The sequence below is a fragment of the Leptolyngbya sp. FACHB-541 genome (assembly GCF_014695875.1).
Taxonomy (GTDB): Bacteria; Cyanobacteriota; Cyanobacteriia; order Elainellales; family Elainellaceae; genus JAAUTN01.
In genome coordinates this window covers 117,852-144,433 of record NZ_JACJPC010000072.1, presented here as the reverse complement: position 1 = coordinate 144,433, position 26,582 = coordinate 117,852, and the positions used below count along the sequence as shown (strand labels likewise).

At 49.9% G+C, this 26,582-nt stretch carries 26 protein-coding genes; 11 read left to right on the top strand and 15 right to left on the bottom strand.

Translation table 11 applies throughout. The annotated features are described in order from the left end of the window. Nucleotides 1-393: 393 nt before the first annotated feature. Both H6G00_RS16525 and murD read right to left on the bottom strand, forming a co-directional pair. A complete protein-coding gene (locus tag H6G00_RS16525; RefSeq protein ID WP_190797591.1) occupies nucleotides 394-609 on the bottom strand; it encodes a hypothetical protein in 216 nt (71 codons plus the stop codon). Nucleotides 610-804: 195 nt separating this feature from the next. Beyond that, the gene (murD, locus tag H6G00_RS16520) at nucleotides 805-2,187 is read right to left on the bottom strand and encodes a UDP-N-acetylmuramoyl-L-alanine--D-glutamate ligase (protein ID WP_190797590.1); all 1,383 of its coding nucleotides are present in this window, start codon (nucleotides 2,185-2,187) and stop codon (nucleotides 805-807) included. A gap of 78 nt (nucleotides 2,188-2,265) precedes the next feature. Here murD and H6G00_RS16515 point away from each other — a divergent pair, with 78 nt between their 5' ends. Further along, nucleotides 2,266-2,727, top strand: coding sequence for a DUF29 domain-containing protein (locus H6G00_RS16515; protein ID WP_190797589.1), 462 nt, complete (start codon nucleotides 2,266-2,268; stop codon nucleotides 2,725-2,727). Nucleotides 2,728-2,867: 140 nt separating this feature from the next. Here H6G00_RS16515 and glyS read toward each other — a convergent pair whose 3' ends face one another. From glyS to H6G00_RS16500, 3 genes are all read right to left on the bottom strand, one after another. Then, nucleotides 2,868-5,009, bottom strand: coding sequence for a glycine--tRNA ligase subunit beta (gene glyS, locus H6G00_RS16510; protein ID WP_190797588.1), 2,142 nt, complete (start codon nucleotides 5,007-5,009; stop codon nucleotides 2,868-2,870). Nucleotides 5,010-5,208: 199 nt separating this feature from the next. Beyond that, nucleotides 5,209-6,174: an ATP-binding cassette domain-containing protein gene (locus H6G00_RS16505; RefSeq protein ID WP_190797587.1), complete on the bottom strand. Its 966-nt coding sequence runs from the start codon at nucleotides 6,172-6,174 to the stop codon at nucleotides 5,209-5,211. 78 nt (nucleotides 6,175-6,252) lie between these two features. After that, entirely contained in the window at nucleotides 6,253-7,179 is a 927-nt protein-coding gene (locus H6G00_RS16500) for a glycine betaine ABC transporter substrate-binding protein (protein ID WP_190797586.1), read from the bottom strand. 231 nt (nucleotides 7,180-7,410) lie between these two features. On the opposite strand from H6G00_RS16500, the gene H6G00_RS16495 reads away from it, so the two are divergent. Then, nucleotides 7,411-8,055 (top strand): cytochrome b N-terminal domain-containing protein, encoded by a 645-nt coding sequence (locus H6G00_RS16495; RefSeq protein WP_190797585.1) that lies wholly within the window; start codon nucleotides 7,411-7,413, stop codon nucleotides 8,053-8,055. 128 nt (nucleotides 8,056-8,183) lie between these two features. Next, nucleotides 8,184-10,202 (top strand): hypothetical protein, encoded by a 2,019-nt coding sequence (locus tag H6G00_RS16490; protein ID WP_190797584.1) that lies wholly within the window; start codon nucleotides 8,184-8,186, stop codon nucleotides 10,200-10,202. Between the two features lie 30 nt (nucleotides 10,203-10,232). Here H6G00_RS16490 and H6G00_RS16485 read toward each other — a convergent pair whose 3' ends face one another. The 6 genes from H6G00_RS16485 to H6G00_RS36150 form a co-directional block, all read right to left on the bottom strand. Then, on the bottom strand, nucleotides 10,233-10,748 hold the full coding sequence (locus H6G00_RS16485) for a hypothetical protein (protein ID WP_190679524.1): 516 nt from the start codon (nucleotides 10,746-10,748) through the stop codon (nucleotides 10,233-10,235). A 187-nt stretch (nucleotides 10,749-10,935) separates the two neighbouring features. Next, nucleotides 10,936-11,976, bottom strand: a complete 1,041-nt coding sequence (locus H6G00_RS16480; protein WP_190679550.1) for an aspartate carbamoyltransferase catalytic subunit — start codon at nucleotides 11,974-11,976, stop codon at nucleotides 10,936-10,938. 360 nt (nucleotides 11,977-12,336) lie between these two features. After that, nucleotides 12,337-14,820, bottom strand: a complete 2,484-nt coding sequence (locus H6G00_RS16475) for an ATP-dependent Clp protease ATP-binding subunit (protein ID WP_190797583.1) — start codon at nucleotides 14,818-14,820, stop codon at nucleotides 12,337-12,339. Nucleotides 14,821-14,850: 30 nt separating this feature from the next. Further along, entirely contained in the window at nucleotides 14,851-15,111 is a 261-nt protein-coding gene (locus H6G00_RS16470) for a hypothetical protein (protein ID WP_190797582.1), read from the bottom strand. A gap of 73 nt (nucleotides 15,112-15,184) precedes the next feature. Continuing rightward, the gene (locus H6G00_RS16465) at nucleotides 15,185-16,516 is read right to left on the bottom strand and encodes a cytochrome P450 (protein WP_190797581.1); all 1,332 of its coding nucleotides are present in this window, start codon (nucleotides 16,514-16,516) and stop codon (nucleotides 15,185-15,187) included. 556 nt (nucleotides 16,517-17,072) lie between these two features. Beyond that, nucleotides 17,073-17,204, bottom strand: a complete 132-nt coding sequence (locus H6G00_RS36150; RefSeq protein ID WP_277881898.1) for a hypothetical protein — start codon at nucleotides 17,202-17,204, stop codon at nucleotides 17,073-17,075. Nucleotides 17,205-17,486: 282 nt separating this feature from the next. On the opposite strand from H6G00_RS36150, the gene H6G00_RS16460 reads away from it, so the two are divergent. The 5 genes from H6G00_RS16460 (at nucleotide 17,487) to H6G00_RS16440 (ending at nucleotide 20,514) form a co-directional block, all read left to right on the top strand. Beyond that, the gene (locus tag H6G00_RS16460) at nucleotides 17,487-18,041 is read left to right on the top strand and encodes a protoglobin domain-containing protein (protein WP_190679529.1); all 555 of its coding nucleotides are present in this window, start codon (nucleotides 17,487-17,489) and stop codon (nucleotides 18,039-18,041) included. A gap of 86 nt (nucleotides 18,042-18,127) precedes the next feature. Continuing rightward, nucleotides 18,128-18,499 (top strand): roadblock/LC7 domain-containing protein, encoded by a 372-nt coding sequence (locus H6G00_RS16455; protein WP_190797580.1) that lies wholly within the window; start codon nucleotides 18,128-18,130, stop codon nucleotides 18,497-18,499. 50 nt (nucleotides 18,500-18,549) lie between these two features. Then, complete coding sequence (locus H6G00_RS16450; protein ID WP_190797579.1) at nucleotides 18,550-19,089, top strand: ATP/GTP-binding protein; 540 nt, start codon at nucleotides 18,550-18,552, stop codon at nucleotides 19,087-19,089. Nucleotides 19,090-19,242: 153 nt separating this feature from the next. After that, on the top strand, nucleotides 19,243-20,091 hold the full coding sequence (locus tag H6G00_RS16445; protein ID WP_190797578.1) for a DUF4388 domain-containing protein: 849 nt from the start codon (nucleotides 19,243-19,245) through the stop codon (nucleotides 20,089-20,091). A gap of 213 nt (nucleotides 20,092-20,304) precedes the next feature. Beyond that, on the top strand, nucleotides 20,305-20,514 hold the full coding sequence (locus H6G00_RS16440) for a hypothetical protein (protein WP_190797577.1): 210 nt from the start codon (nucleotides 20,305-20,307) through the stop codon (nucleotides 20,512-20,514). A gap of 26 nt (nucleotides 20,515-20,540) precedes the next feature. Here H6G00_RS16440 and H6G00_RS16435 read toward each other — a convergent pair whose 3' ends face one another. From H6G00_RS16435 to H6G00_RS16420, 4 genes are all read right to left on the bottom strand, one after another. After that, a complete protein-coding gene (locus tag H6G00_RS16435) occupies nucleotides 20,541-21,254 on the bottom strand; it encodes a sulfite exporter TauE/SafE family protein (protein WP_190797576.1) in 714 nt (237 codons plus the stop codon). 16 nt (nucleotides 21,255-21,270) lie between these two features. Beyond that, nucleotides 21,271-22,359: an FAD-dependent oxidoreductase gene (locus tag H6G00_RS16430; protein WP_190797575.1), complete on the bottom strand. Its 1,089-nt coding sequence runs from the start codon at nucleotides 22,357-22,359 to the stop codon at nucleotides 21,271-21,273. Further along, complete coding sequence (psbQ, locus tag H6G00_RS16425; protein ID WP_190797574.1) at nucleotides 22,356-22,850, bottom strand: photosystem II protein PsbQ; 495 nt, start codon at nucleotides 22,848-22,850, stop codon at nucleotides 22,356-22,358. The genes H6G00_RS16430 and psbQ overlap by 4 nt, the downstream gene beginning before the upstream one ends. Before the next feature lie 250 nt (nucleotides 22,851-23,100). Further along, nucleotides 23,101-23,952, bottom strand: coding sequence for an alpha/beta fold hydrolase (locus H6G00_RS16420; protein WP_190797573.1), 852 nt, complete (start codon nucleotides 23,950-23,952; stop codon nucleotides 23,101-23,103). 260 nt (nucleotides 23,953-24,212) lie between these two features. Between H6G00_RS16420 and H6G00_RS16415 the strand changes: the two genes are divergently transcribed. The 3 genes from H6G00_RS16415 (at nucleotide 24,213) to argJ (ending at nucleotide 26,418) form a co-directional block, all read left to right on the top strand. Beyond that, complete coding sequence (locus tag H6G00_RS16415; RefSeq protein WP_190797572.1) at nucleotides 24,213-24,413, top strand: hypothetical protein; 201 nt, start codon at nucleotides 24,213-24,215, stop codon at nucleotides 24,411-24,413. A gap of 250 nt (nucleotides 24,414-24,663) precedes the next feature. After that, entirely contained in the window at nucleotides 24,664-25,083 is a 420-nt protein-coding gene (locus H6G00_RS16410) for a peptidylprolyl isomerase (protein WP_190797571.1), read from the top strand. Between the two features lie 93 nt (nucleotides 25,084-25,176). After that, nucleotides 25,177-26,418, top strand: coding sequence for a bifunctional ornithine acetyltransferase/N-acetylglutamate synthase (gene argJ / locus H6G00_RS16405; RefSeq protein ID WP_190797570.1), 1,242 nt, complete (start codon nucleotides 25,177-25,179; stop codon nucleotides 26,416-26,418). Nucleotides 26,419-26,582: the final 164 nt, after the last annotated feature.

Genomic DNA, 26,582 nt, shown 5'->3' with positions numbered 1-26,582 from the left:
CAGCAGGTGAAAGAACAACTCGGCGCACTAACACCAGAAGTGGTTGCCTCAATTGTGGGGCGGCAGTCTATTTTAGATGCTCTATCTGTAGCCGGACTTTAGAGAATTGGTATAAGAATCTGGATTAGGTTGCTGCCCATAATCCTTTGCTGGTTGCTTGCCCTAGTTGAGCTGCTGGAGAAGTTTTTGACGCTTAGTTACTCCTTTTCCACTGAAAGATCAGGGAGTACCCCTGCGAAGCGGAGATACGTCCCTGATCTTTTAGAACCTAATCTTCAATTAGAAGGGGAGTAAGCTTTAGCAGAGCTAATCCATGTACACTACACGCTCAGTTTTGATAACCTCTCCTGCTTCATTGAAGTAAATTCCAAAGCCAATCCACGCCAGACCACACTAGCCATTACATCCACCATCGCACCCGTAATTCCAGTACGAGTTTTGCCAGTAGGAGCTTCCTGCTTCGGGTGAACCGGGCAAAATGGCTGCAACCTCTGTTCTGGTCATGCCTTGCGTGATCTGCTCGAATTTTTGTTGTGAAAAGCCTTCTGGCAGTGTTGTATCAATAAATGGATAGAGTGGGAAATAGCTCTCCGTGCGGGCCCACAACAAAGCTAAGAGCACGATAAAACACGTCCCAAAAACAGTCAAAATTTTCACCGTTTTTCTCCTGTCGCACCGTTTGAAAATTAATCCTTCCAGGCAATTTTAGGGTTTGTACAGACGCGATTGATTGTCGCCCCTATTAACCCATCGTGCCAATTCAGCATTTTTGGGACTTGTTTTGGAGAAAGGTTGCAACGACTTTTAGTTGCACATCGCGTGGCATAGCTGGCGAAAGTGATCGCCACGCTGTTCAAAGTTCTCGTACTGGTCAAAGCTGGCGCAAGCTGGAGAGAGGAGAATGACTTCAGCACTGTACTGTTTAGCAAGTTCTGCACCGCGTTTTACGGCGCGATCCATTGTCTCAACCGTTTCATGCGACGAGTAGCTAATTTGGTTAAGGCGTTGAGCAAAGGCGGGGGCAGCATTGCCAATTAGCAATACGGCAGCAGCTTTGGATTGAATTGTGGCAAGCCAAGCGTGATCGTCTCCGGCTTTTGCCTCACCACCCGCAATCAGGATCGCAGGACTTTTGACTGAAGCAAGCCCAACTTGGGCTGCGTCGTAGTTGGTGGCTTTGCTGTCATTGATAAAGTCGATGCCTTGCCAGGTACAGATGTGTTCGAGGCGATGGGCGACTCCCGGAAAACTCCGGACAGCATGGGCGATCGCCTCTTTCCCAATTCCTGCCAACTTCGCTGCCGTGATTGCCATCAGCAAATTTTGGCGATTGTGATCCCCGGCCATTCGCAGGGCAGAAACTTCAACAATGGGTTCTCCTTGAGCGATCGCCCAGCCATTCTCGATGTAAGTGCCCTGCTCAGGATTGGCAACCAGATCAGCTTTGCCGGTCACGCTCGTCCAGTAGGCATTTTGCCAGCGATCGCCTCCCGTTTTCCGCAGGTAGGGGTCGTCGCCATTTAACACTTGATAGTGAGACTGGTTTAACAAACGCGCTTTGATGTTGAAGTAATTCTCTAAGGTATAGTGACGGCTCAGGTGATCGGGCGTGAAGGTCGTCCAAACGCCAATTCGAGGTGCAACTGAGGCGGAAGATTCGATTTGGTAGCTGCTGAGTTCGGCGATCACCCAGTCAGGGGGATTAGGGATTGGAGATTGGGGGTTGAGGGGAAAGGTGGTGAGGGCAAGGTCGCAGGCGGCATAGCCGATATTGCCACAGGCGGGGGCGTTGAGTCCGGCAGATTGAAAGATGGCAGAGATTAGGGCTGTTGTAGTGGTTTTGCCGTTGGTGCCGGTGATGCCGACCCAGGGAATGGAGTGGAGCGATCGCCAAGCCAGTTCCATCTCACCGATGGCTTCAATTCCGAGTTTTCTGGCTTCAACTAGAGCAGGCAAGTCCCAGGGTACACCTGGGCTAACGACAATTTGCTGCATCTCGGTCGGGTTGGGCTGAAAGGAATCTCCCAGTCTGACCGTAATTCCTTCTGCCTCCAGGTCTTGCTGCGTCTGGTGTAATGCCTCAGAAATTTTAGAATCGCTGACGGTGACTTGCCAACCTTGACGTTTTGCTAGCTTTGCAGCAGCGATTCCCGACCTTCCGATTCCGATGACGTAGACGTGAGGCATAACAAGGAGCGACCCTAATTTGGCATCCCCCATGTTACCGTTTGAGGGACACCGGATGAATAAATTGACAGCGAAACGATGCGTAGCCTCTACGATACAGATTTCTACGCTTGGACTCAAAAACAAGCTGAGCTATTGCAGATGCAGCAATGGAGCAGTTTGGATTTGCCCAATCTGATTGAGGAGATCGAATCGTTGGGCAAGCAGCAGCGTCGGGAACTTCGCAATCGTCTGAGTGTTTTGATCGGGCACTTGTTGAAATGGCAATATCAACCAGAACAGCGTAGCCGAAGCTGGTTGGCCATAGTTCGAGTTCAGCGGCGTGAAGTTTTGCAGCTATTGCAGGAAAACCCTAGCCTCAAACCCTACTTGCAAGAGGTTTTACAACAAGCTTTTGAGACTGGCAAGGATCTAGCAGTCAGCGAAACGAATTTACCCTACAAAACTCTTTTATCAGAGTGCGACTATTCGCTGGAACAGATTTTGAGCGATCGCTTCTACCCCGGTGAGTCCAGTTCCTTGACAGAAGAAGAGTTTTAGGGCGATCGCTCCTAACTCCCTCAGATGAAGCACACCCTGTAGGGTATAGCATTCGGGCAAAAGCTGCGTTTGAGACGATGAGATAACTGCCGAATGCTATGCCCCTACCCGATGAAATACACTGGTTTGAGGATGTTCTGCTAACCTTTCACGATCGCCCCAAAGTCTGCTAAAACTCGCGCATGGTTACGCAGAAGTCCCAGTAAATTCAGTCGATTGCGCTTGATGTCGGGATTGGAATCCATCACCAGAACGCTCTGCGGGCCGTCAAAGAAGTTGCTGACAATAGGAGCAATTTGCTTCAGCCCATTGACCAGCTTTTGATAATCTCGCTCTGCCTGGGCTGCTTCAGTTTGGGGCACAAGCTGCACCAGCGCATCGTAAAATGCTTGCTCTGAGGGCTGCTGAAACAGTTTGGGTTGAACGACCACCTCAGGATTAAGCTGAACAGTGTCTAAGTCGCCCTGTTGCGCCAGTCGAGAGGCTCGGTTGACCGTTTCATAGATTGTATCGAGATCCTTGTTTTGGCGAATGGTTTGGAGGAATTGGGCGCGATCGCGTACATCCAGCAAATCCTTCAACGCCCGTTCTGTGTATTCGGGGTCGTTCTCACCCAGGACAGCATTCACCAGGTCATAGTCAATCTGGTCTTCCTGCAACAGACTCCGAATCCTTTGCAGAAAGAAGTCTTGAAGTTGAGTAAGCAATTCAGCGGGAGTAGAGCGATTCTCAGAGAAATCTGCAACGACCTGTTCCAGCAAACGATCCAGGTTTAAGGGCAGTTTGGCTGACCAAGTAATGTTGATAATCGCATTGGCGGCCCGTCGCAGCGCAAAGGGGTCAGAAGAGCCAGAGGGCAGCATTCCCAGGCTAAAGATGCCGACCAGGGTATCTAATCGATCAGCAATGCCCACCGCCTGTCCAGGTAGCGTTTGAGGAAGCTGATCTCCGGCTCCACGCGGTAGGTAATGCTCAAAAATGGCAGTGGCGATCGCCTCCGGTTCTCCACTGGTCAGCGCATATTTTTGTCCCATGATTCCCTGAAGTTCAGGGAATTCGCCGACCATTTGTGTCACCAGGTCGGCTTTACAAAGCAGCGCTGCTCGTTGAATCAATTCCCGCTCTGCGTCATTGACCTGAAGCTGACCGGCAACCCGATTGGCAATTTTGCTGAAGCGATCGACCTTATCGCGCACCGATCCCAGGTCTTCCTGGAAGGTGACTTTCTCTAATCGCGGCAGATAATCCTCTAGGGGAATGGTGCGGTCTGCATCGAAGAAGAACTTACCGTCAGAAAGGCGAGCACGAATTACTCGTTCGTTTCCAGCGGCGATCAGGTCTGACTTTGTTGGATCGCCATTCGAGATGGTGATGAAATAGGGTAAAAGTTCTGTGGAATCTTCCTGCTTGAGAACGGGAAAATAGCGCTGGTGGCTTTCCATCTCGGTGGTGATCACTTCGGCAGGCAATTCCAAGAAATCAGGATCAAATTTGCCGACGACCGCAGTGGGCCATTCCACTAAGTTGGTGACTTCTTGCAATAAGTCGGGCGAAACTGATGCAGAACCGCCTAATTCTTTTGCTGCTACCTGCACCTGACTCTGAATTTTAGTTTTGCGCTGCTCTGGGTCGGCTTCGACGAAGCCAGAACGCAAACTGGCAAGATAATCTGACGCAGCAGAAATTTTGATTGGCTGTGGATGCAAGACTCGATGAACCTGAGAGGTGCGATCGCTCGTACAGCTTTCCGAACCGTTTACCAGCGTGATTGGTAAAACTGTGTCGTCTAGCAGCGTCACCAGCCAGCGAATCGGGCGAGGAAATCTGAGATCTCCGTCACCCCAGCGCATAAACCGTCGTCCTTCCAGGCTAAAGATCCAGTTAGGAATTAGTTCTGTGAGAATTTCGGCAGTGGGACGACCGGGAATTTTCTGCTGAACGAACACAAACTCGCCTTTGTCGGTGGCGCGAACCTGCAAATCGCTCAATTCGACGTTACGCGAACGAGCAAACCCTTCTGCCGCTTTGGTGGGTTGTCCATTCTTAAAGGCAGCTTGGGCAGGTGGCCCTTTTACCTCTTCTTCTCGGTCGGGTTGCTGAGCAGGCAAACCTTTAATTAGCACTGCCAAACGTCGCGGCGTGCCGTATAGCTCGATCGCTTCTGAGGTCAAGAAATGCTCGGTCAGGCTAGCCGGAATGCGCGATCGCCACTGTGCCAGCGCTTCATCCACAAAGCTCGCTGGTAATTCTTCAGCCCCAACTTCCAACAAAAACGTCGCCATATTTGCAATGATTCAGCAATTCACACTAGCCAGTTCCAACAGTTTAACGTGCAGTGTATCAAGCAATATACTCTTGCTTGATACAGCAATCCCGTAGGTTGGGTGAAGCAAAGCGGAACCCAACAGGATTTATGCAAACGTCAGGTTTCACGGTGTTCCACCCAACCGACATCTACTCACGCATTCCTTACTTAAACAATTAGGTGCCTGCACCCAGGCTGGCAGAATCTCGGATATGTTCTAAGGTTAAAACCCCAACGGCTGAGCCATTATCCAGAACAGTCAGCTTTTGTGCCCCGGTTCGTAGAATCAAGGAAAGTGCATGGCGCAAGCTTTCATCACGGGCGATCGTTGGTTCACCATTTTGACTGAACCCTTCTGGCGTATTCATCATCGCTGTTTCGACTCTCAGCAGGCTAAGCTGACGCACCATGTCATCGGCTCCCATCAGGTTATACACAAAGTCGTTGACGGGCTTGGTGAGAATATTGAACGGCGTATCGTACTGAATAATGTGCCCTGCTTGCATGATCAGAATTTTGTCAGCCAGCCTCAACGCTTCCTCCACGTCATGGGAGACAAACAGAATGGTCTTCTTAAGCTGCCGCTGAAGCCGCAAAATTTCATCCTGAAGACTGGCGCGAGTAATCGCATCGATCGCCCCAAACGGCTCATCCATCAGCATTACATTCGGGTCGCCAGCTAGCGCTCTGGCTAGTCCAACTCGTTGCTGCTGTCCCCCCGAGAGTTGGGCGGGATAGCGATCGCGATATTCCTGGGGAGGCAACTCGATCAACGTCAACAGTTCATCAATTCGCAGTTGAGTTTTTGATCTCGACCAGCCCAGCAGCTTTGGTACCACTGCAATGTTTTGCGCCACCGTCATGTGCGGAAACAGTCCCGACTGCTGAATCACATAGCCAATCTGCTGACGCAGCTTTGTCACCTTTAGCTGCCGCACATCTGCATCATCCAGGTAAATTCTGCCTGACGTTGGCTCATACAGCCGATTTACCATCTTCAACAGTGTTGTCTTGCCACAGCCCGACGGCCCGAGAATCACAACCAGCTTGCCTGACTCAATTTCGCAGTCACAATGATCTACAGCGGGCCGAGCCGCACCCGGAAATCGCAGGGTTACTTGATCAAAACGAATAGCGCTCACAGGCATCTCCCGCTTAGAGGGCGTGGGTTTCAGGGGCTAGGGGCTAGGGGTTGGGGAAAGAAGGCGTTTTCGCATTCTTCATCCTTCAATTAACCCTTCTTGAGTTAAGAACTCTTTGGCAACTTCCGCAGGTTCGCGCTGGTTGCCGCTGACTTCATAGTTGAGTTGCTGCATTACCTCATCCGTTAGTAAGGGGGCAAGCGCATTCAGCGCATCGGCGATGCCAGGATTTGCGTCTAGAACTTCCTGACGAACGACGGGTGCAACTTGATAGGGCGGAAATAGCTGTTTGTCATCTTCGAGCAACACCAGGTCAAAAGCGGCAATTTCGCCATCAGTGCCGAATGCAACTGCGACATCGGCTTCGCCATCCACCAAAGCTTGATATCTCAGTCCTGGATCGACAGCCTTGTATTCAGCAAGCTCAAAATCACCGTATGCTTCCTTGATTCCTGGCAAACCGTCTTCGCGCGCCTCAAATTCTGGTGGGCCAATCATGACCAGTTCGCCTGCCTTAGCTGCCATGTCAGAAATTGTCTTGACCCCTAAAGAGTCGGAGGCTTCCTGGGTCATAGCGAGTGCCTGAGTGTTATTCATGGGGGAAGGCTCTAGCCAGACCAGGTCGAACTGTTCTTTGTAGCCCTCGGAAACGGACTGATAAACGGCTTCCTGGTCGCTGTTGACGGGCAATTTTAGGACTGTTAATAAACCTGTGCCTGTGTATTCTGGGTAGAGGTCAATCTGATTGCTCTCAAGGGCGGCTTGGGCGACGGGTGTTCCGCCCAGATTTAACTTACGTTCGACTTGAAGTCCAGCATTTTCTAGCACCAGAGCATACATTTCACCGATGATGAACTGCTCGGTAAAGTCCTTGGAACCCACTCTAATCGTTGCGGCATCGCCACCTTCTGCATCACCCCCTCCTCTACCTGTACAGGAGACGATGACGAATGCTGTGAACAGTGCCAGCAGGGGAAGTACCAGCAGACGACGAGTGAATTTCATAGCAGATCCCTCACCGAGGTAGGGCGATAGACAGTTAACCGCAACATAATCTCACCCCGACATCATACCGAACTCCACCTAAAGTTAATAAGTCGTGAAAAGCACAATACATTTGTCACTTATTCAAATGTCTTTAGTACATACGTCTTAAGGTGAAAATTGAGAATTTTTGGAAACAAAATTCAATATCTCGTTAGGATTGAATTACAAAAGTAAACATTTGCGATCGCCATGAATACCTCCTCCTCTCTAATCTTGCGGCGACTGGCTACAATTCTTGCGGTTATTACCCTCACCCTAACGCTGCTGGCTGCTGTAACTGGCGTACTTTTAGCGTTTTACTACACTCCCACTGCGGGCGGCGCTTACAACTCTTTGGATGCGATCGCCACCGAAATTCCCAATGGCACCCTGATCCGCAGCCTGCACGATATTGGCGGCAATGGGCTAATTGGGGTAGCGCTGATTGAGTTGATCGTGCTGTTTTTGGGTCGGCGATCGCAGCCGAGCTGGTTCACTGCCTGGGTCAGCGGTATTGTACTGATTCTCACAGGAATTGGTCTGGGCTGGACGGCGATGATTCTAGACTGGTCGCAGGTTGGCTACTGGCGCTTTCAGATCGAGCTGGGCGCAATCGAGGCAATTCCCCGCATTGGCGGTCGTCTTAGAGATGTGTTGACGGGTGGCGGTGCGGTGAACACGACGACGGTACAGCACCTTTACACATTGCATAGCTACATTTTGGCGATCGCTGCCGTTATCCTGGCGATCGTTCATCTGGTTTCGTTGCTGTATGCTTCTAAACCTCGTCAATCCTTGGAAGAATCGTCTGATTCAGATTCTCTAGAAAATCTAGGAGTTCTGGGCAACGAATAATTGACGCCAAATGACAACGCTAAATAACAAAGTGAATACACACGGTTGATTTGCAGCCAATATACTTGAACGATACTCAATAGGATTGGTTAGAAACCTTCAGATTTACGTTGCTCTACTAGGCTCCAATGCACCCCAAGTCGCTGAAGGTTACATTCGCTCTGGAGGCGGAAACAGTCGAAGAGGCAGTCGTTGTCCTCAGTGAGCGTTTCCTGCGTTCGACTAAGACGGGATGCCGGATTGTTAAGCAGGCAACCCACTTTAGCTTGGCTGAACTTTGCAAATCGCTGATCGAAGATTGGAAAAGCGCCAAGATTGCTTACACCAAGGGTGAAGTGACACTAGTTTTTAGTGGCGGCGAGTTAGACACCGAAGCAGATTTGCTGGTCTATTCCCCTGAGCAAGGCGATCGCTTTCTCTATTCCAAGCGCATTGCTTCATCTACTGCGACCTCAACGCAAATTGTTGAACCGCAGATTATTAATACCTTCAGTCGGCATTTGCAGACGGTGAGCGTGACCCTGGCTGAACTGGCAGCAAATCAGCGCTCCGTAGAAAGCAGGATGCAAGACCTGTCTGAACAGGTCGCCAACAATCAATCTGCTGCGAATGTTCCTGCTGAGGCTGCTCCTACTGTAGATATTAGTGAAATTCGGGAAGCGATCGCCCAAGCGCTCAAGGCTCAGACTAGGCAGCCTAAACCATTGGATGCGGCTGAGATTCAGAAGGCGATCGCCCAAGCGTTTCAAGCTCAGACTGACCAGCTAAAACCCGTAAATATTGGCGAGATTCAGGAGGCGATCGCCCAAGCGCTCAAGGCCCAGACTAGCCAGCCTAAACCATTGGATGCGGCTGAGATTCAGAAGGCGATCGCCCAAGCGCTTAAGGCTCAGACCGATCAGTTTAAGCCCGTAAACATTGGCGAAATTCGGGAAGCGATCGCTCAGGTACTCAAAACTCAGACTGATCAGTTTAACCCTGTCGGGGTTGGTGAGATTCAGGAAGCGGTTGCTCAAGCGTTTCAAGCTCAGACCGACCAGCCAAAACCCGTAAACATTGGTGAGATTCAGGAGGCGATCGCCCAAGCACTCAAAGCTCAGACCAGCCAGTTGAAACCTGTAAATGCTGGCGAGATTCGGGAGGCGATCGCTCAATCGCTCAAAACCCAAACCGATCGGTCTAAACAGCAGCTTGAGGAGGCGATCGCTCAATCGCTCAAAGCCCAAACCGATCAGTTTAAGCAGCAGCTTCAGGTAGCTCTAGACGCGCAGGCAGCCTATTTTGTCAAAATTCTCTCTAGCCAACTGAGCTCAACGGCTCTGCACTTTAGCGAACGGGTAGACAGCTTGCAAAACCAATTAACTGAATTGGCGGCTCAAGTTGCGGAATTAAGGACATCGGGGCAGGCTGAACTACCTCCTCCGCCCCAGACCGAAGCCGAATGGCTAAAGCGCTTTAAGGAAACTTGGGGAACGGTGGGTGACTACGAGCAATATAGCTCTAGCCATCGTGAAGCCAATGCAGAAACGCCGCTCTACTATATTCCTGACTGGATTGCACTATGTGAACTAGAGTGGGCCCGTCAGCTCAACCCAACCTTGGCTCGTCTGCAAACTTTGATCTACGGTGAAAACGGTATCGGTTATGAAGTGGCAGATATTTTGCAGCAGTTTGGCTGTCACGTCGATCCTCAAACGGGTGAACATTATTACATCTACCATCAAGGCGGTTTTAATGCTTCTGAAGCGCTGTGGCAGTTTGTCAACAACCCGCAATATTCCTGGCTGCCAGAATTAAAACGGTTGTGGCAAGGATTGGGCGATCGCCAACACGAAATTTTCCGGCTGTTTGGTTGGGAGCAAGAGGCGATCGCAGCCTTGGAGAGTATTAGCGATCGCACCTACCAGGAACGGCAGGCTTATGACCCCTGGGCTTCCCAAAAGAAAACTAGGGATACGCTAAGCGACTACCTAACCCTGCTGAATCTCGGCCCATTTACACCCATTACCTTTGAGTCAATCAAGAGAGCTTACAAACAGGCAATGAAAGTTGCCCATCCGGATGCTGGCGGCAGCAAAGAGCAAGCCCAGCGGGTAAACGAGGCCTACGCCGCTATCCTGGCTCACTATTTCCCAGAAGCAACCTGATTCCGGGGGCTCTAGTTTTTGACCTCGAGCTTATTTACTCGCCTTACTGGTTCCGTTGGATGCAGGGGTGGAATCTGCTGAAGACAAAGCTTTGTCTAGCACTGTACGGGCTTCCTCAGCCTGGGTACGAGCTTCGCGGTAGCGCACATTAGCTTGAGCAAAAGTTTTGAGAACCTTGAAGCCTTCCTTGAGGCTCTCTAGCTCTGCTTCATCAACCGCCTCATCGGTAAACAAGGTGTCAATTTGGGCGCGCACCTTCATTGCCTCAGAACGAGAGGTTTGCACCTTGAGTTTGAGAGTTGCGAGGTTACTAAGAACTTGCACTGCCTGAGTTACGGCATCTTCATCATCAGTCGTCACGGGTTTTTGCTCTTTAACTTCAATAAACTGTTGTGGACTAAATCCATCTGACAAATCAGTTGGCAGTTCACCCGACTCCATCAATTCCAGCAGTTGATCCATCGCTTTATCACGAGCTTTAGATGAATCTTTACCAGGAACGGTCAAAATTACTTCAGGACTCTGGGCTAACGTGTATTGAACCATAATTTTGAGATAGTACTTTTGTACTGATTCTAATCCCTGGCGCGTTGAAAAAGCAGCAAAATAGCGAACTTTTTTGTCCAGACCCTAACGGTTGCTTAATATAGCAGTTCTCAACCGCTCAAAGCGCAATTCCCAAATTTTTGTCGTTTGTCCGGGGTTTACGGACAAGACCGGTGAGCGAAATAAATTAAGCTTTGCCGCTTCCCATGAGATACAGCAATGCCATCCGAACGGCGACGCCACTTGTGACCTGTTGGGGAATCAGGCTGATTTTGGGGTCATCCATTAGCTCAGAGCTGATTTCTACGCCCCGGTTAGTCGGTCCGGGGTGTAGCACTTTGACGTTGGGTTTGCAGAGTTTGAGGCGATCGCTGGTAACCCCAAACTGCTGATGATATTCTCGCAGGCTAGGCAACAGATGTTGGGTCATGCGCTCTTTTTGCAGCCGTAGGGTCATGACGAAATCTGCATCTTCCAAGGCGGGGTCGAGATCCCAGTGGAGGAAGAGTTTGCCGGGGGAAGGATGAGGAATGAGGGATGGGGAATGAGAAGTGGGAGGTTGGCGATCGCGGGATGCGGTGTACTGTTCAAATAACTTAGGTAGCAGGGTGGGTGGGCCAGCCAGGTGAACTTCAGCTCCGCTGGCAGTGAGGCTCCAGATGTTAGAACGAGCTACGCGGGAGTGCAAAATGTCGCCCACGATCGCCACTTTTTTCCCTTCCAGCAGCGAAAAACTGGGATAGTCCGGGTCGAGGGCAGAGCAGATGGTAAACAGGTCAAGCAGCGCTTGGGAAGGATGTTCGTGTTGACCATCTCCGGCATTGAGAACGCCGACGTTGGAGTTGAGCCGATCCATTTCGGTGGCGATCGCCTGGGGTACACCTGCTTCGCGATGCCGGATCACCATCAGGTCGGTGCCCATTGCCAAATAGGTTTTGGCAGTGTCCAGGATCGTTTCCCCTTTCGTTAATGAAGAGCTACCAGGGGTGAAGTTGAGGGTATCGGCTGAAAGCCTTTTGGCGGCAAGCTCAAAGCTGCTGCGGGTGCGGGTTGAAGGCTCAAAAAATAGATTGGCTACGACCTGTCCTTGTAGAGTGGGTACTTTCTTGGTGCGGCGCGATAGCACCTCCCGAAAGCTAGCAGCAGTCCGCAAGACAGTGTCGTATTCCTCGGTGGTGAAGTCAGCCAGGGAGATAATGTGGCGACGAGTCCAGGTGGTGGTAGACATGAGGGGCACTTCGTCTGAAGTGGAGAGGGTCTGAAGTAGGGAAGTCACAGCAGAAAAGCTCATCGAAAGGACTGCTGGGCTGCCAAATGTTATGGTGCCTCAAATAACGGTCTTCGGTACAGATTCTCAAAAATCCGCATACTTGCTGTTAAGAGTTTCTAAAACCCAAAGAACCTTCACACTTCCCAAGGAAAGTATGAAGGTTCTTGGTTCTTGGTTCCTCATTACAGGGCTGCTCCTCGTTACAAGGCGGAGCCTTGTAACGCCAGGTCAGAGGCTCTGCCTCTTGTGGCTGTCACGAGGCAGAGCCTCGCTGGGGGCATTCCCAGACGGAGCCTGGGAACGAGGTTACTTGCAAGGTTACAGAACTCCGATTGGGTTCTGAATTGCTTGGTGCTGAGGTTGAATTTGGATTTGACCGTCATCGTCGATATCGGCGATCGCCACATCTCCATCTCCAATCCGTCCTGCCAACATCGCTTCTGCTAGGTTGTCTTCAAGCAGACGGGCGATCGCTCGCCGCAGTGGACGTGCCCCATATGCAGGGCTGTAGCCTTCAGCCACTAAGCGCTCCTTGAAAGCTTCTGTCACTTCTAGAGCGATTCCCTGTTCGCCCAGACGAGTCGAAACTTCGCGCAGCATAATGTCTGAAATCTGCTTCACTTCCTCGCGGTTAAGCTGACGGAAGACGATGATTTCATCCAAGCGGTTGAGCAATTCAGGGCGGAAGTATTGCTTTAGCTCTTCGTTGACGAGCGATCGCACCCGGTTGTACTGAGATGCAGCCGCTGTATCGCCAGAGAACTCAAAGCCCAGACCACCACCGCCTTTCTCGATCACTCTAGAGCCAATGTTGGAAGTCATGATCAGCAGCGTATTCTTGAAGCTGACTGTGCGACCTTTAGCATCGGTCAGACGACCATCTTCTAACAGTTGCAGCAGCATGTTGAAGACATCGGGGTGCGCCTTCTCAATTTCGTCAAGCAAAATAACGGTGTAAGGCTTGCGACGCACTGCTTCAGTCAACTGTCCGCCTTCGTCGTAGCCAACGTAGCCAGGAGGCGAACCAATCAGCTTGGAGACGGTGTGCGATTCCATGTACTCCGACATATCCAGGCGAATCATTGCCTCTTCAGAGCCAAATACGCTGGCTGCTAGAGCTTTAGCTAATTCGGTTTTACCAACGCCGGTCGGTCCGGAGAAGATTAAGCTGGCAATCGGACGGTCAGGGCTGCTTAGCCTGACGCGCGATCGCCGCACCGCACGAGCTACTGCCGTCACGGCTTCCTCTTGACCCACGACTCGCTCATGCAAAGTTGCTTCTAAATGCATCAGTGAAGCAGATTCGGACTCAGTCAGCTTACTCACTGGAATGCTTGTCCAGGAAGCTACGATCTGAGCAATATCCTCTTCGGTGACAGAAGGCTTCTGTTGAACAACTGAGCCTTGCTGCTCTGCATCTCGAAGCTGCTTGATTTGAGCCTCAAGTGCCATCTCACGATCGCGCAGTTTCCCAGCCTGGTCAAAGTCCTGATCGGTAACCGCGATCTTTTTCTCCTCAGTCACCTGGCTCAGTTCCCGCTTCAGATCCCTGACTGGAGACTGACGCGAATGTCTCAGGTGAATCATAGAACCCGCTTCGTCAATCAAGTCGATCGCCTTGTCAGGCAAGAAGCGATCGGGAATGTAGCGGTCAGATAGCTTAGCCGCTGCTTCCACGGCTGCATCCGAAATCGTCAAACGGTGGTGCTGCTCGTACTGAGGACGCAGTCCACGTAGAATGGCGATCGCCTCATCTACACTCGGCTCACCCACCAGCACAGGCTGAAAGCGTCGCTCTAGCGCTGCATCTCGCTCAATGTGCTTGCGGTATTCGTCTAACGTAGTTGCACCGATACACTGCATCTCACCCCGTGCTAGAGCAGGTTTGAGCATATTTGCAGCATCCATGCCGCCTTCATTGGAGCCTGCGCCCACCAGAGTATGAATCTCGTCGATCACGAGAATCACGTCATCAGACTCGCGTACTTCGCTGATGATTTGCGTCATGCGCTCCTCAAAGTCACCGCGAAAACGAGTTCCGGCTAATAGCGAACCCATAGCCAGGCTAATCACCTGCTTGTCGTACAGCGTTGGGGGAACGTTCTGGTCAGCAATGCGCTGGGCGAGCCCTTCGGCGATCGCCGTCTTGCCCACGCCCGGTTCACCCACCAGCACCGGATTATTCTTCGTGCGGCGACCCAAGATTTGAATCACCCGCTCCAGTTCACGCTCGCGCCCTACCATCGGGTCAAGCTTGCCCTCAACCGCCATCTGGGTCAGGTTCGTACCAAACTCCTCCAGCGCTCCCCCCTTGCGGTTAGAACGGTTAGTTCCTGGACGGCCCTGAACTCCTGCTGCTACTGGTGAAACCTCACCCAACGCCCGAATGATTTGAGTACGAATCTTGCCCAAGTCAAGCCCCAGATTTTGCAGGACTTTAGCGGCCACATTGTCCTTGTCCTGCACCAGACTCAACAGCATATGGGCTGGACTGACCGAGGGGTTACCCATCTGTCGCGCTTGCTGCACGGCTCCTTCTAAAATCTGCTTGGTCTTAGGCGTAAATGGCAACTCTGCTGGAATAAAGCCAGAACCACGACCAATCAGTTTCTCGACTTCAGTATGAGCATCTTCATAGGTGACGCCCATCTCGCTCAAAACAGTTGCCCCTACGCTGGTCGCTTCCTTGATTACGCCCAGCAAAATTTGCTCGGTGCCCACAAAGTTGTGTCCCATGCGTCGCGCTTCTTCTTGGGACAACATGATGACGGCGATCGCCTTGTCATTGAAATATTCAAACATTTGCGTAAAGCCTCACTAAAAATAATTGCACTAGCCACAAACACGCTGAGTCAGTCGAGCCAGATAGCGGTCTTGGTCATAGCTAGAAACGCGCTCAGCGTATTCAACCTGCTGACCCATCAGCGAAGCCAGTGCATGAAACTTGGGGAACCAGTTACGGGAATGAATCGGTTTAGACGGTTCCAAAAAATAAGCTTGAGTCTTGAGAAGGGCTGCAACCACACAACCCGCAATGAATCGGTAAATAGAACATCGCAGCCACCTCACTCTATAAACATTTGTGTAGCTCATGTCTACTAATGTATCGCTGCAAGCAGGTTTTGCCGGGATGGAAAACCGAAGTAAAACAGGTGTAGATTCAGTACTATGAGGTTTTTTGCAGAGGCAAAAACTCAACCTGCAAACCGTCCTTTGGACGTGGAGTAGGAATTGTAGCCATGTCTAGGTCTTGATCGGGCAACAATTTCCAGCTATAGTGCCGCGCTAAGTGAACTGCAAATAGCTTCATCTCCAGTCGCGCAAATTCTTTGCCGATGCACTCTCGAATGCCGCCACCAAAAGGCACGTAGCCATATTTCTGTTCTTCCAGAGAAGCAGTGCGCTCTGGGTTGAAGCGCTCTGGGTCAAATCGATCAGGGTCAGGATAAGCTGCTTCGTCCTTGTGGGTTGGGCCAATTTGATACAGCACATTCCACCCACTGGGAATGCAGAAGCCATTATATTCACAGGTTTGCAGCACTTCCCGAAAACCACCGCCTACAGGAGAAATCAGGCGCAAAACCTCTTTGAGGACTTGTTCCAGATAGCTCATTTGCTTTAACTGCTCCAGCGTGATCGGTGCATCCCAGGGAAACTGCTGCTGTTCTTGCCGCACTCGCTCAAAGATTTGAGGATGCTGTGCCATCAGCAGGCAAAAGGAGGCGATCGCCGAAGTCAGTGTCTCGTGTCCTGCAAACAGAAGCAGCAAAATTTGATCTTTTAGTTCTTCTAGGGATAAGCGATCGCCCGCTTCATCTCGTGCCTGAATCAGCAGCCCCAGGGCATCATCGCCCGGATTAGCGGATTGTTGGCGATCGCGAATAATTGACTCCATCTCCTTGAGCATCTGATCTCTTGCCCGTATTGCCCGACCAAACCGCGTCCAGGGAAAGTTTAGCGGCAGCGAAAACAGCCCCTCACTCCATGCCTCAAACCAATGTCCTAACTGAGTTTCAGAACCTGCATCAAAGCCAATCAGCAGCTTACAGGCAATATCAAACGTATAGTTTCGCAATTCTGGATACCAGGTCAGCGATCGCTGCTTTTCCCAGCTCCGCAGGTAGCGCTGAGTGATGTCTTCCATCGCCACAATGTATCCCGACAGCGCTCTTGGTAGAAAAGCTTGAGCCAAAAGTTTGCGCCGTGACTGATGGGTACCGCCCGTTTGTAGTGCCAAAGAAAGCGGACCTAAAAGCGCCTTTGTGCTGGGCGGCCAGGTCACAACAAAATACTGATTCTCATGAGTCAGAACAAACCGATTTGCCTCTGACCCACGCATAAAGATGGTCGGTTTTCCCAACAGGCGAGTTTTGAAGACTGCCCCGTATTGCTGATGTCGCTTTTGAGCGAAGTTGCGATCGCCCAAAAAACTCAACGTTTCGCCCAATACAGGCAAACCATAGCGCCCCGGAGGCAAAGTGGTTGAACCCTTAGTCATTGTTATTCGTCATCATCAGCACTACAAGCAGGCATTTCTGCTTTCTTTAGCTTGACTGATGGATTAGACAAAAGCTACTGCCCCCTTACCTCTGCTGCAAAAATAAAAAACCTCTGGCGCGAAGCCAGAGGTTAAATCAGGGTGCATCTACCATTCCTCTATTCCAGTTGGTCCCCTGCGATCAGGAAAATTCCCAAAAGAATTTTTCGCCAAAGTTTTCAACCACCACTTCAACTCGGCTTTATCCAAATTTTGTTTGCTGAACCCACTTATTACAGTGTTGTGCTTATCTAACAAGCTCCGGCTTTATTTCAGTACCACTTAGGCATTTAATTTGCTTGAATAATTCTTTAGCAAAGTAGTAGATATACGGCTATTTAGCGATTTTTTAATTCATTGACTACATAGCAATTAAGCAAAAAAATAATTTCTCACTCGTACTTAAACTTATGTGTAGAGAAATTCCGTGAACATACGGGGCGGCAAATTTTGACAGTTGAGCAAAGTCATTTAGCGGGACACCTTAAGAATCTCGGCAGAAAACTGCGTCTAAATCTCAGAAACTATCATCTGGATTAAATTCTTTATCCTGCTTAACCTTTGGAAACTTAAAGATAGCTAAATAAATAAACAATGCATTTGTTGCTATTCCTCTGCTTTCAACCGTTTCAGCAATTCCTGCAATCAACCGGAAACCTGGGGTAAACATTTAGCCATAGTTGTTTATATTGCTTAAGTAAATTCAAAGCTGGTTAAGCTCTAAGCTTGACAGTTTGATTCTGCTCAAAACCGTTTAAAGAATAGAATCTCTTAACTTTTGAACGTGAGATCAGGCATTGAGCTGATAAATTTCGCTTTTTTGGAATTAATCGAAAAGTAGGTATTCACCCCGTCCCCCTGCTAAGTCCTAGTTGCTAAAAAGATGCTGATGAACGACATCACTTCCACCTCGATTAAGGAGCTTAGCGTTATGGCTTTAGAGCCACATGCATTCATGAACAAAATGGCCACCCGAATTGGTTTCACCCCTGAGGATAGAGCGCTGCTTCAAGCCAACGCAGAGTGGGGTCTAAAAGTTGCACCAGAAATGGCTGACCATTTCTATGCCTACTTAGGTCGTGATGCCGAGATGAGTACAATCCTCAATGCATCTGAGGGTAGGATCCATCGTTTACGTGAAACTTTTGTGCAGTGGTTCCACGAAATGTTTACAGGGATGGATGAGTGGGGGAATGCTTATGCCGATCGCCGCTGGCGGATTGGTTTAGTTCACGTTCAAATCGGCATTGGACCTCAGCACGTCGTTCCGGCAATGGCAACCGTTGTTCAGGAATTTGGTAAGCGGCGCGTAGCAGACGGAATGTCTGATGCAGTGCAAGAATCCCTCGGTCGTATTTGCATGATTGACCTGGCATTTATCGAACAGGCTTACGTCGAAGTCTCCTCTGCTGCTGTTCTCAAAGAAACAGGCTGGACTGAAGGGCTGTTTAAGCGACTCATTGCCACAGGTGCTCATGCAATGTAGTTTTGCTTGTTCTAAAAACGACTTCCCTAGCTAATTTCACCTGTTTGAATCTGACCACCTACCAAAGAATTGAAAAGGATTTCATCATGGCTATCAGTACTGAAAAACTCAGCGGCATTCTGCAAAATTTTGTCACTTCTACCAATGACGTTCAGGGCGCAGCAGTGGTTACACCGGATGGTTTGCCCCTAGCAACCAGCCTGCCCGGAGCAATGGACGAAGAACGCGTATCGGCAATGTCTGCTGCGATGTTGTCTCTGGGCGAACGCATTGGTAATGAGTTGGCTAGAGGCACAATCGATCGCATTTATGTAGAAGGCAACCAGGGCTACGGCGTTCTAACGAGCTGCGGTGAAGATGCAGTTTTCCTGGTGTTGGCAAATCAGTCTGCCAAGCAAGGTTTACTGATGCTTGAAATCAAGCGCGCCCTGGCAGAGCTAAAGCTGGTTCTGATGTAATAGGTTTCTCGGTTTATTTTCCCGTTCACCCTTCTACCGAGTGAGGCTTAATGGAAATCATGCGCCTGGTAGTAACCGGCCCTGTAGGAGCCGGAAAGTCTACCTTCATTCGTTCGGTCAGCGAGATCGAGGTTGTTGACACTGACCGTCGAGCTACGGACGAAACTTTAATGCTAAAGAAAAGGACAACGGTTGCCTTTGACTTTGGACGATTACAGTTTGGGCCGGAAATGGCGCTGCATCTTTACGGAACACCAGGGCAGTCCCGCTTTGATTTCATGTGGGACATTCTAATCCGCAAGGCCCATGCCTACATCCTGCTGGTGGCGGCTCACCGACCTCACGAGTTTCGGTCAGCCCGCCGCATCCTGGGGTTCATGAAGCAGCGATCGCAAGTTCCTATGATCATCGGTCTTACCCATACAGACTGTCCAGGAGCATGGGATGCAGAAAATATTGCCATTGCTTTGGGATATTTAGATGCAAACAGATGCCCTCCCATTATCGCGGTGAACCCCAACCAATCTGCCTCGGTTGCTGAAGCCGTGATCGCGCTAGTACAGCATTCTATGCAAGGTTGCTTGGTCTAGCCTTACCAAATTTAGCAGTCAAATTCAGCAGTCATATCAGCAGGAGTAGGGTGGGTACGACCCACCCTCGCCGACTGCTTAACGGTTAGGCATAGATAGATTGGTTCACGATTCTGACAATTTTTAGGGCTTATTCAAAGGTAAGCAGGCAGTATGGCAATTACCGGATACCTGGCAGAGTTTTCTCTTGCAGAGATGTTTCAATTTTTGGAGCAGGGATGTAAGACAGGTTTGTTAAACATTTGTGCCTTGACTGGCTCTGGTGCAGAAGGACAGAAAAATCACTACATCTGGTTTAACCAGGGGCGAATTGTGGCGGCGGCTAGCTCCCTCAATCAGCAAGGATTAGTGACGATGATTGGACAGCGGGGATGGTTAGGCGATCGCGCCGCCTCTCGGTTGTCCCAAACTTGCACAGTTGGCACCCCAATGGGGCTTTGCCTCAAAGCTCAGGGGGCGTTGACGGCTGAACAGCTAAAGCTGCTGTTTTATTCTCAAGTCATGCGTCAGGTTTGCGCGTTGTTTGAGTTGGGGGACGGTTGGTTTCAGTTTGACCCCAAAGTTCCTTTGCCCGCAGCAGAGATGACTGGACTGAGCGCTCCTGCAACTGAGGTAACACTGGCAGGCTTGCGGGCACTGAAAGACTGGTCAGCATTAGCAGATAAACTACCTGACTCTACTTCAGCTTTGATCAGCATTATTGACGGCAAACCTCAACTGCGGCTAAATCAGGTGGAATGGCAGGTTTGGGAATTTACGAGTGGCTCTGTTTCGCTAAGTGCGATCGCCAATCAGCTCCGGCTGCCGGTCGAGAAGATTCAGCAAGTTGCCTTCCGATTAGTTGTGTCTGCTCTGGCAGAAGAAATTCCGCTGATCGCAGAACCTATCTCGCTTACCCCGGAGACAGAACCTGCAGAACTCAGCGTCGCTCCCACAGAGGCATCTGCTGTGAGCCAATCCTTTCTACAAAACCTGGTCGGATTCCTCAGAGGCAAGGTTTAGCGCTGAAACTGACTGATTTCTAGCAAAATTAACTTCAGCACCCCAAAGAGTACCCAAGAAGGTAATGCGGAAGACTGAAGAATAGGTATTACTTAATTCATGCTGATAGTGAGTAAGTTACACTCCTTACCTCTTAAGCTGAAGAAAATCTGTAGTGCCCTGTAAACTTGTCTACTGATCCGTGTTAAGCATTTATCACCCCTGGATAAGCCCATGAGAGGAGAAACAATGATGGGATTGCTGTTAGGCATTTTGGAATTTCTGGAGTTCTTAGCTTCGCCCGTTGGTTTAACAGTCAGCCTTTGGATCAGTTTTTACTTTGTGCTCGTGCAAGTTTTAAGTTTTAATGTCCTGCTGGCTGTATTGGTGCCCGCAATTCCGATGATTGATTTGTATTTTTTATTGAAGCGATTAGAGTATTAATGAGTGTTGCTAAACATCACGTCGTCTTAAGTGATAAATAGAATTCCAAGCAAAATTAGTAAAACATATACTAGCTGACTAAATATTGCTTTCGGAATTTTTTTGCTAATTATTTCACCTGCCCAAGCACCTACCAAAATAGCCGGAAGAGAGTAAGCATAAAGTTGCAAAACTTGCGATGTCCATAGTCCTGCTAATCCATGACTTGCAACAATAACCCAGTTCGTTAACAGGAAGTAGCCTTGCAGATTGATTCGAAAATAATCGGGTTCCCATCTTTGCAAGGTTCCGTAAATGACGATGATTGCTCCACTCGTGTTGTATGCACTGCCAAATGCTCCTGCAATAAAGCCAAAAATAACTGCTAATGCTGGATGGCGTGTCTGAGGTAGAGATAATCCCAGTAGTTGGTAGAGCCCATAGAGAATTAACAGAATTCCTAATAGCAATTTAGCCAAGTCCTCTGAAGCAAAACGTAGCAGGACTAAGCCAAACGGAATGCCGAGAAATGTTGAAAGAATGAGCTGCCACAGTCGGCGTAAATCTAATGTGCGCCATTCATTGATCAGAAGAACTAGCGAGATAGTTGAACCCATCAGAGCGACGAGCGGTGTTGCAGTTTTTAGTCCAACCAGAAGAATCAGAAAAGGCATTGCAATCAGCGCATCGCCAAAACCAATTGCAGACCGAGTAAATGTTGCAAGAAAGAGGATGCTAGCAATAGTTAAGAGTGAGAGCATTTTTACTAAAATGCTCTCACTTTGCTAATAAATCACAAACTGCTTGAGCCGTTGCGGGAGCAAGCAATACGCCGTTGCGATAATGCCCTGTCGCAAGTAGAACGTTAGTGTATTCTGGTAGCGGTTCGATGATTGGTGCAGGACGACCGTATGGACGAGGACGTAACCCCGACCAGGTTTTGAGAATTTTGGCTTGAGCTAAAGCCGGACAGAGGGCGATCGCCCCCTCTAACACCATATCCAGTTGGGCAGAATCAGCACTAACTTCCCCCGCATCATTAGGAAATTCAACCGTTGCGCCAACCCAATACTGTTCGTTGCCGAGCGGCACGAGGTGAATGTCATCGCCTGTAATCACGGGTTGAAAGTTGCGATCGCCCAGCGGATTCTCTAGCTGCAACTGTAAAGCCTGCCCTAAAACGGGTCGAATATCAACGGGTTGAATCCCAGCTTGGGTAAGCAGCGTTGAGCCTAACCCAGCCGCAATCACAACCCAGTCGGCGGAGAAATTTCCTGCTGTTGTCTGAACCTGTTGACAAGTTTGTGAGTCATCTGCCGTAGATTTCAATTCCAGCACTTGAGCGTCAAAGTGAAAGGTAACGCCCTTCGTCTGTGCCGCCTTGACCAAGGCTAACGTTAGTGCAGTGGGATCAACCTGCCGATCCTGGGGAGAATAAATCGCTGCTAGTACTTTCTCTGGATTAATTTGGGGACAGCGACGGAGTTCTTCTCTATCCCAAATTTCTAGTTGCCAACCTTGCGTTTGGCGGGTTTCAGCTAATTGCTGCCACCGGGGCAAGGCTTCGACATCAAAGCAGAGCATCAAAATGCCCTGCCGATTGTAAGGAATAGGTTGTTGGGCGATCGCCTCCAGTTCAGGAATCAGCGTCTCATAGCGCTGAATGCTGGACTGACGCATTCTCCAGGCATTTCCCTTAACTTTTTGGCTGATCGCACCCATGAGGACGCCCAATGCTGCACCTGTAGCGGCTTGAGCCGGGGGCTGACGATCTAACACGGTGATAGACAGATCTGGAATTTGGCTTAGCTCATAGGCGATCGCCGCCCCCACGACTCCACAGCCAACTACCACAACATGGGTCATTGAACTGTGTTAACAAAAGCCGATGGCACAAAGGCTACGGGCTGCTCAGACGCTGGAACAAGCTTCAGGAAAGTTTCAAAATCTGCCAGTGCCCCGTTGTAATTGCTCAAAGCTTTGCGGTTATCTCGCGCTTTGGCTGCTTCGTCGATCGCGATCAGGTGTTCAAATACTTCCTGGGCTGCAGCACGAGCTTCTTGCTGCACTTTGGGATCTAAGCTACGGGCTAAATTACCCATTCTGAAACGCAACTCACCCAAGGGTCCGTGGATGAAGGTTTCAACATCTCGCCAGCGTTGAGCCTGAACCAGGGGTGGAATTTCCAAGAGGCGATCGCGCAACTCCTGCACGTCAGCAGAATATCGTTCAATCTGAGCAAGTTGAGCCTCGGTGTAGGTCGGCGCTTTTGCCATTGTTGCGGGACTGCTGCAACTGACGAGGAAAGCGGCAATGCCTGCCAAAACAAAAGCCAGAATAGATCGGTAACGTATCATAGCTTCCTAATTTTTAACATCAAACAACCAAGCCACCATTCTTTTGTAAGTCGATAGCTTGCTGCCTTTGTGAAGAAATATATCTCAAAATGCTGAATAGTTTATAGCTCAGAAGTCAGAGGTTAGCAATCATTGTCAACTTACGAGCCTAAACTAACCCCCAAACTACCCCCTGTGAGCAGCAAGATGCCTACTTGATTTGAATAGACAACACGCCCATATCACAGCAGATTGAGAAGAAGTTGTGCCTCTAAACAACCTGCCTTCGTAGGAAGGGGAGCAATACTTCACTCACTTTTTCATGCCAATCTTCTTGGGGATAGTGTCCCACTTCTTCAAGTTGTACCAGGTCGGCAGAGGGAACGATTTTTGTAAAGGCTTCGGCAATGCCTAACGGCAACCAGGGGTCTTTGATGCCCCAGGCAAGCAAGGTAGGCTGCTTCCAGTTGGAGAAACCGGACTGAATTTCGGCTGTTGCTTGCTGAAGTTTGAGGTTTTTGACGACAGCGAAGAGCGATCGCCCCGCATCAGAGCTTTTCAAGAACGGACGGCGATAAACGTCCAGGTCTTCATCCTCAACTCGATAGCCGCCACCGCCTTCTAGAGTTCGATCGACCAGGAGCGGATCTTGAGTCAGCATTTCACCCGCTAAAGGCAGTCCCAGTTGCTTAATTTTCCAGGGTAGTTTGGCGGTAGTTGTGATAGGAGCATTCAAAATCGCCAATCGCTCAATCTGGTCAGGATGGCGCAGTGCATATTGCAAACCAACAGATCCTAAAAATCCCTGAACGACGAGGGAAAATCGCTCGATTTCTAATGCCTTGAAGAATTCTTCCAGTGCTTCGATGTAGGCATCAGAAGTGTAGGCAAATTTGCGCCTGTCAGGCTTGGCAGACAAGCCAAAGCCAATCCAGTCGGGGGCGATCGCCTGAAACCCATGATCTGCCAGAGCCGGTAAAATGTGTCGCCAACCATAGCTCTGCGAGGGCAATCCATGCAGCAGCACAACAGGAACCTGTTTGGTTGAATTTACAGGGTCAGATGCACGGTAAAACCACTCCAAGTTTCCTGCTTCAATTCGATTCTCTGTCGTCTCCGCCATTTGCTTTAACTAACCCAGACTATTTAACCTGAGAATCTCGTTTCAGGTGTTGTCTGAGCTTACTGCTGAGGGGGGCTTTGATCAAGCAAACCAGGAGGAGCGTTACGCAAAGTGCTTTATCAGATTTGTAGCTTTGATTAGCAATGCCTGAAAGCATTGATTTTTTGAAATAGTCTGCATTTTGTAGTCTTTGTTACAGAAAATTGTGTTATAGTTCTTGTGTACAGAATTTTTAGATACTAAATTACAGAGGTTTTTATATGACTACACAAGATCGAGCTCGTGCCTTAATGATGCGCCACCATCATCTGGTTAAGCAGCGTCAACAGTCTATGCTTGGACGGACGGCGGCTGAAGTAGGACTACCGCCTGAATCAGCTGAATATTGGAACCACATTCAAGGGCAACCTCATCCCACATTCCGAGCTAACTACGATCGCAGCCATGCTTCCTTTAGCTAAGGCCGTTAGACGCTGGGTCAGTTAGGTATCGTTTCAGTTTAATTAATTTAAAATGAGTGAGTTTGGGCGTAGGAGCATTGCTTCTGCGCCCAAACTTATTGAGTAAGGGTTGAGCAGAGTTGACCTCGCTGTGTCAAACTGCAAACCTCCCTAGCTCCTAAACCGCAGACTGACGTAAACTAGGCTGCACGTTTATCGTGTGAGTTGAATTTTCGATTCCCGAACATCCTTAGTAGATACAGGAGAAACTATGACTCGCGCAATTATGGAAACTGAGAAGGGCACTATCCATCTCAACCTGTTCGACCAGGATGCGCCCAACACAGTTCAAAATTTTGTTGACCTGGCAGAAAAAGGGTTTTATGACGGACTGACATTCCATCGCGTCATTCCCAACTTTATGGTTCAGGGGGGGTGCCCTCAGGGAACCGGGACAGGCGGCCCCGGATACAAAATTAAATGCGAAATCAATCAAAATAAGCATTTAGCCGGAACGTTGTCGATGGCTCATGCAGGACGAGATACGGGCGGCAGTCAATTCTTTATTTGCCACTCGCCTCAGCCTCACTTGGATGGAGTTCACACCACTTTTGGACAAACTGAGGACATGGATGTTGTGAATGCGATTCGTAAAGGCGACAAGATTTTGTCGGTCAAGATCGAGCAATAAGTTTAGGAGAGGGATTTTTGCAGGTGAAAACTAGTTTTCACCTGCAAAAATCCCTCTCCATCCAGCAACGCCTAACTAACAGGGAGACTAGCGATGGCTGATTGGCATGAGATTTCGGGGGGTGTGACGGCTCCGAAAGGCTTTCGGGCGGCGGGAATTGCGGCTGGGCTGAAGCCGTCTGGCGCGGCGGATTTAGCGCTGATCTTGTCGGATGTGGAGGCGATCGCCGCCGGAGTATTCACCACCAGTCAGGTCAGAGCAGCTTGTGTCGATTATTGCCGTCAGCGCCTCCAGACAAAGGGCAGCGCTCGTGCCATTCTCTGTAATGCGGGTCAGGCAAATGCAGCAACGGGAGCGCAGGGCTGGTCTGATGCTCAGGAAAGTGCTCAACTGTTAGCTGAGGCATTGGGGATCGCACCGGAAGCGGTGCTGATTGCTTCAACGGGGGTGATTGGTCAGCGAATTAAGATGGATGGGCTACGGGCAGGCGTTCCCAAACTTGTGGCTGCGGCTTCAGAGGATGGATCGGATCAGGCTGCTAAAGCGATCATGACTACCGATTTGGTGCCAAAAACCATTGCTTTGGAGACGATGTTGGGCGATCGCCCCGTCCGCATTGGCGGCATTTGCAAAGGGTCTGGGATGATTCACCCCAACATGGCGACGCTGTTGGCGTTTGTCACCTGTGATGCGGCGATCGCCCCTCCTTTGTGGCAAGACATGCTCAGCCGCGCTGCTGACAAAAGTTTTAACCAGATCACCGTAGATGGCGATACCAGCACCAACGATACGCTGCTGGCGTTAGCGAACGGGCAATCTCGTACCCCTGCGATTACCGAAATGGGGGCGGATGCCGAAAAGCTAGAAGCAATGCTGACTGAGGTGTGTGTGCATTTGGCGAAGGCGATCGCCCGTGATGGGGAAGGAGCGACCTGTTTGGTTGAAGTGCGGGTTGAGGGGGCAAGCGATGATCAGTCTGCTCGCCAAGTTGCTCGAACGATTTGCGGTTCTTCGCTAGTCAAATCTGCCATTTTTGGACGCGATCCCAATTGGGGCAGAATAGCCGCTGCTGCTGGACGGGCGGGTGTTCCGTTCGAGCAAGATGATCTGAAGGTGCGGCTAGGTAACTTCTTACTTATGGAGCATGGTCAACCGCTCGAATTTGATCGCGCTGCTGCTAGCGCTTACCTGAAACAGGCAGCAGCAGGGGAATACTTAAAGACAGATACAGTTCTAATTTCAGTTAGTGTAGGAAGTGGACATGGCTCAGGGGTAGCTTGGGGCTGCGATCTTAGCTATGACTACGTCAAAATTAACGCTGAATATACAACCTGAACTTGAACCAAGTTGGGTGATGGGGAACAGACCTGAACGGGCGATGGGCAACAACTATCTTTCGGTAGAAAATAAGCGAAGAGTAACAGGCACAGCCCTGAACATGCGTTAATTTTCTACAAAGTATTGCGGAAGCTCTACTTAAAGTAGAAGGCAGGTTTTGT

Excerpts from the sequence above, each read along its gene's own strand:
- H6G00_RS16445 (WP_190797578.1), top strand. The coding sequence starts at position 19,243 with ATGGCAATTACCGGATACCTGGCAGAGTTTTCTCTTGCAGAGATGTTT.
- H6G00_RS16490 (WP_190797584.1), top strand. The coding sequence starts at position 8,184 with ATGCACCCCAAGTCGCTGAAGGTTACATTCGCTCTGGAGGCGGAAACA.
- murD (WP_190797590.1), bottom strand. The coding sequence starts at position 2,187 with ATGCCTCACGTCTACGTCATCGGAATCGGAAGGTCGGGAATCGCTGCT.
- H6G00_RS16455 (WP_190797580.1), top strand. The coding sequence starts at position 18,128 with ATGGCTATCAGTACTGAAAAACTCAGCGGCATTCTGCAAAATTTTGTC.
- H6G00_RS16475 (WP_190797583.1), bottom strand. The coding sequence starts at position 14,820 with ATGTTTGAATATTTCAATGACAAGGCGATCGCCGTCATCATGTTGTCC.
- H6G00_RS16465 (WP_190797581.1), bottom strand. The coding sequence starts at position 16,516 with ATGACTAAGGGTTCAACCACTTTGCCTCCGGGGCGCTATGGTTTGCCT.
- H6G00_RS16495 (WP_190797585.1), top strand. The coding sequence starts at position 7,411 with ATGAATACCTCCTCCTCTCTAATCTTGCGGCGACTGGCTACAATTCTT.
- H6G00_RS16480 (WP_190679550.1), bottom strand. The coding sequence starts at position 11,976 with ATGTCTACCACCACCTGGACTCGTCGCCACATTATCTCCCTGGCTGAC.
- glyS (WP_190797588.1), bottom strand. The coding sequence starts at position 5,009 with ATGGCGACGTTTTTGTTGGAAGTTGGGGCTGAAGAATTACCAGCGAGC.
- H6G00_RS16435 (WP_190797576.1), bottom strand. The coding sequence starts at position 21,254 with ATGCTCTCACTCTTAACTATTGCTAGCATCCTCTTTCTTGCAACATTT.
- H6G00_RS16500 (WP_190797586.1), bottom strand. The coding sequence starts at position 7,179 with ATGAAATTCACTCGTCGTCTGCTGGTACTTCCCCTGCTGGCACTGTTC.
- H6G00_RS16410 (WP_190797571.1), top strand. The coding sequence starts at position 24,664 with ATGACTCGCGCAATTATGGAAACTGAGAAGGGCACTATCCATCTCAAC.
- H6G00_RS16420 (WP_190797573.1), bottom strand. The coding sequence starts at position 23,952 with ATGGCGGAGACGACAGAGAATCGAATTGAAGCAGGAAACTTGGAGTGG.
- H6G00_RS16430 (WP_190797575.1), bottom strand. The coding sequence starts at position 22,359 with ATGACCCATGTTGTGGTAGTTGGCTGTGGAGTCGTGGGGGCGGCGATC.
- H6G00_RS16415 (WP_190797572.1), top strand. The coding sequence starts at position 24,213 with ATGACTACACAAGATCGAGCTCGTGCCTTAATGATGCGCCACCATCAT.
- H6G00_RS16440 (WP_190797577.1), top strand. The coding sequence starts at position 20,305 with ATGAGAGGAGAAACAATGATGGGATTGCTGTTAGGCATTTTGGAATTT.
- H6G00_RS16485 (WP_190679524.1), bottom strand. The coding sequence starts at position 10,748 with ATGGTTCAATACACGTTAGCCCAGAGTCCTGAAGTAATTTTGACCGTT.
- argJ (WP_190797570.1), top strand. The coding sequence starts at position 25,177 with ATGGCTGATTGGCATGAGATTTCGGGGGGTGTGACGGCTCCGAAAGGC.
- H6G00_RS16450 (WP_190797579.1), top strand. The coding sequence starts at position 18,550 with ATGGAAATCATGCGCCTGGTAGTAACCGGCCCTGTAGGAGCCGGAAAG.
- psbQ (WP_190797574.1), bottom strand. The coding sequence starts at position 22,850 with ATGATACGTTACCGATCTATTCTGGCTTTTGTTTTGGCAGGCATTGCC.
- H6G00_RS16515 (WP_190797589.1), top strand. The coding sequence starts at position 2,266 with ATGCGTAGCCTCTACGATACAGATTTCTACGCTTGGACTCAAAAACAA.
- H6G00_RS16460 (WP_190679529.1), top strand. The coding sequence starts at position 17,487 with ATGGCTTTAGAGCCACATGCATTCATGAACAAAATGGCCACCCGAATT.
- H6G00_RS16470 (WP_190797582.1), bottom strand. The coding sequence starts at position 15,111 with ATGAGCTACACAAATGTTTATAGAGTGAGGTGGCTGCGATGTTCTATT.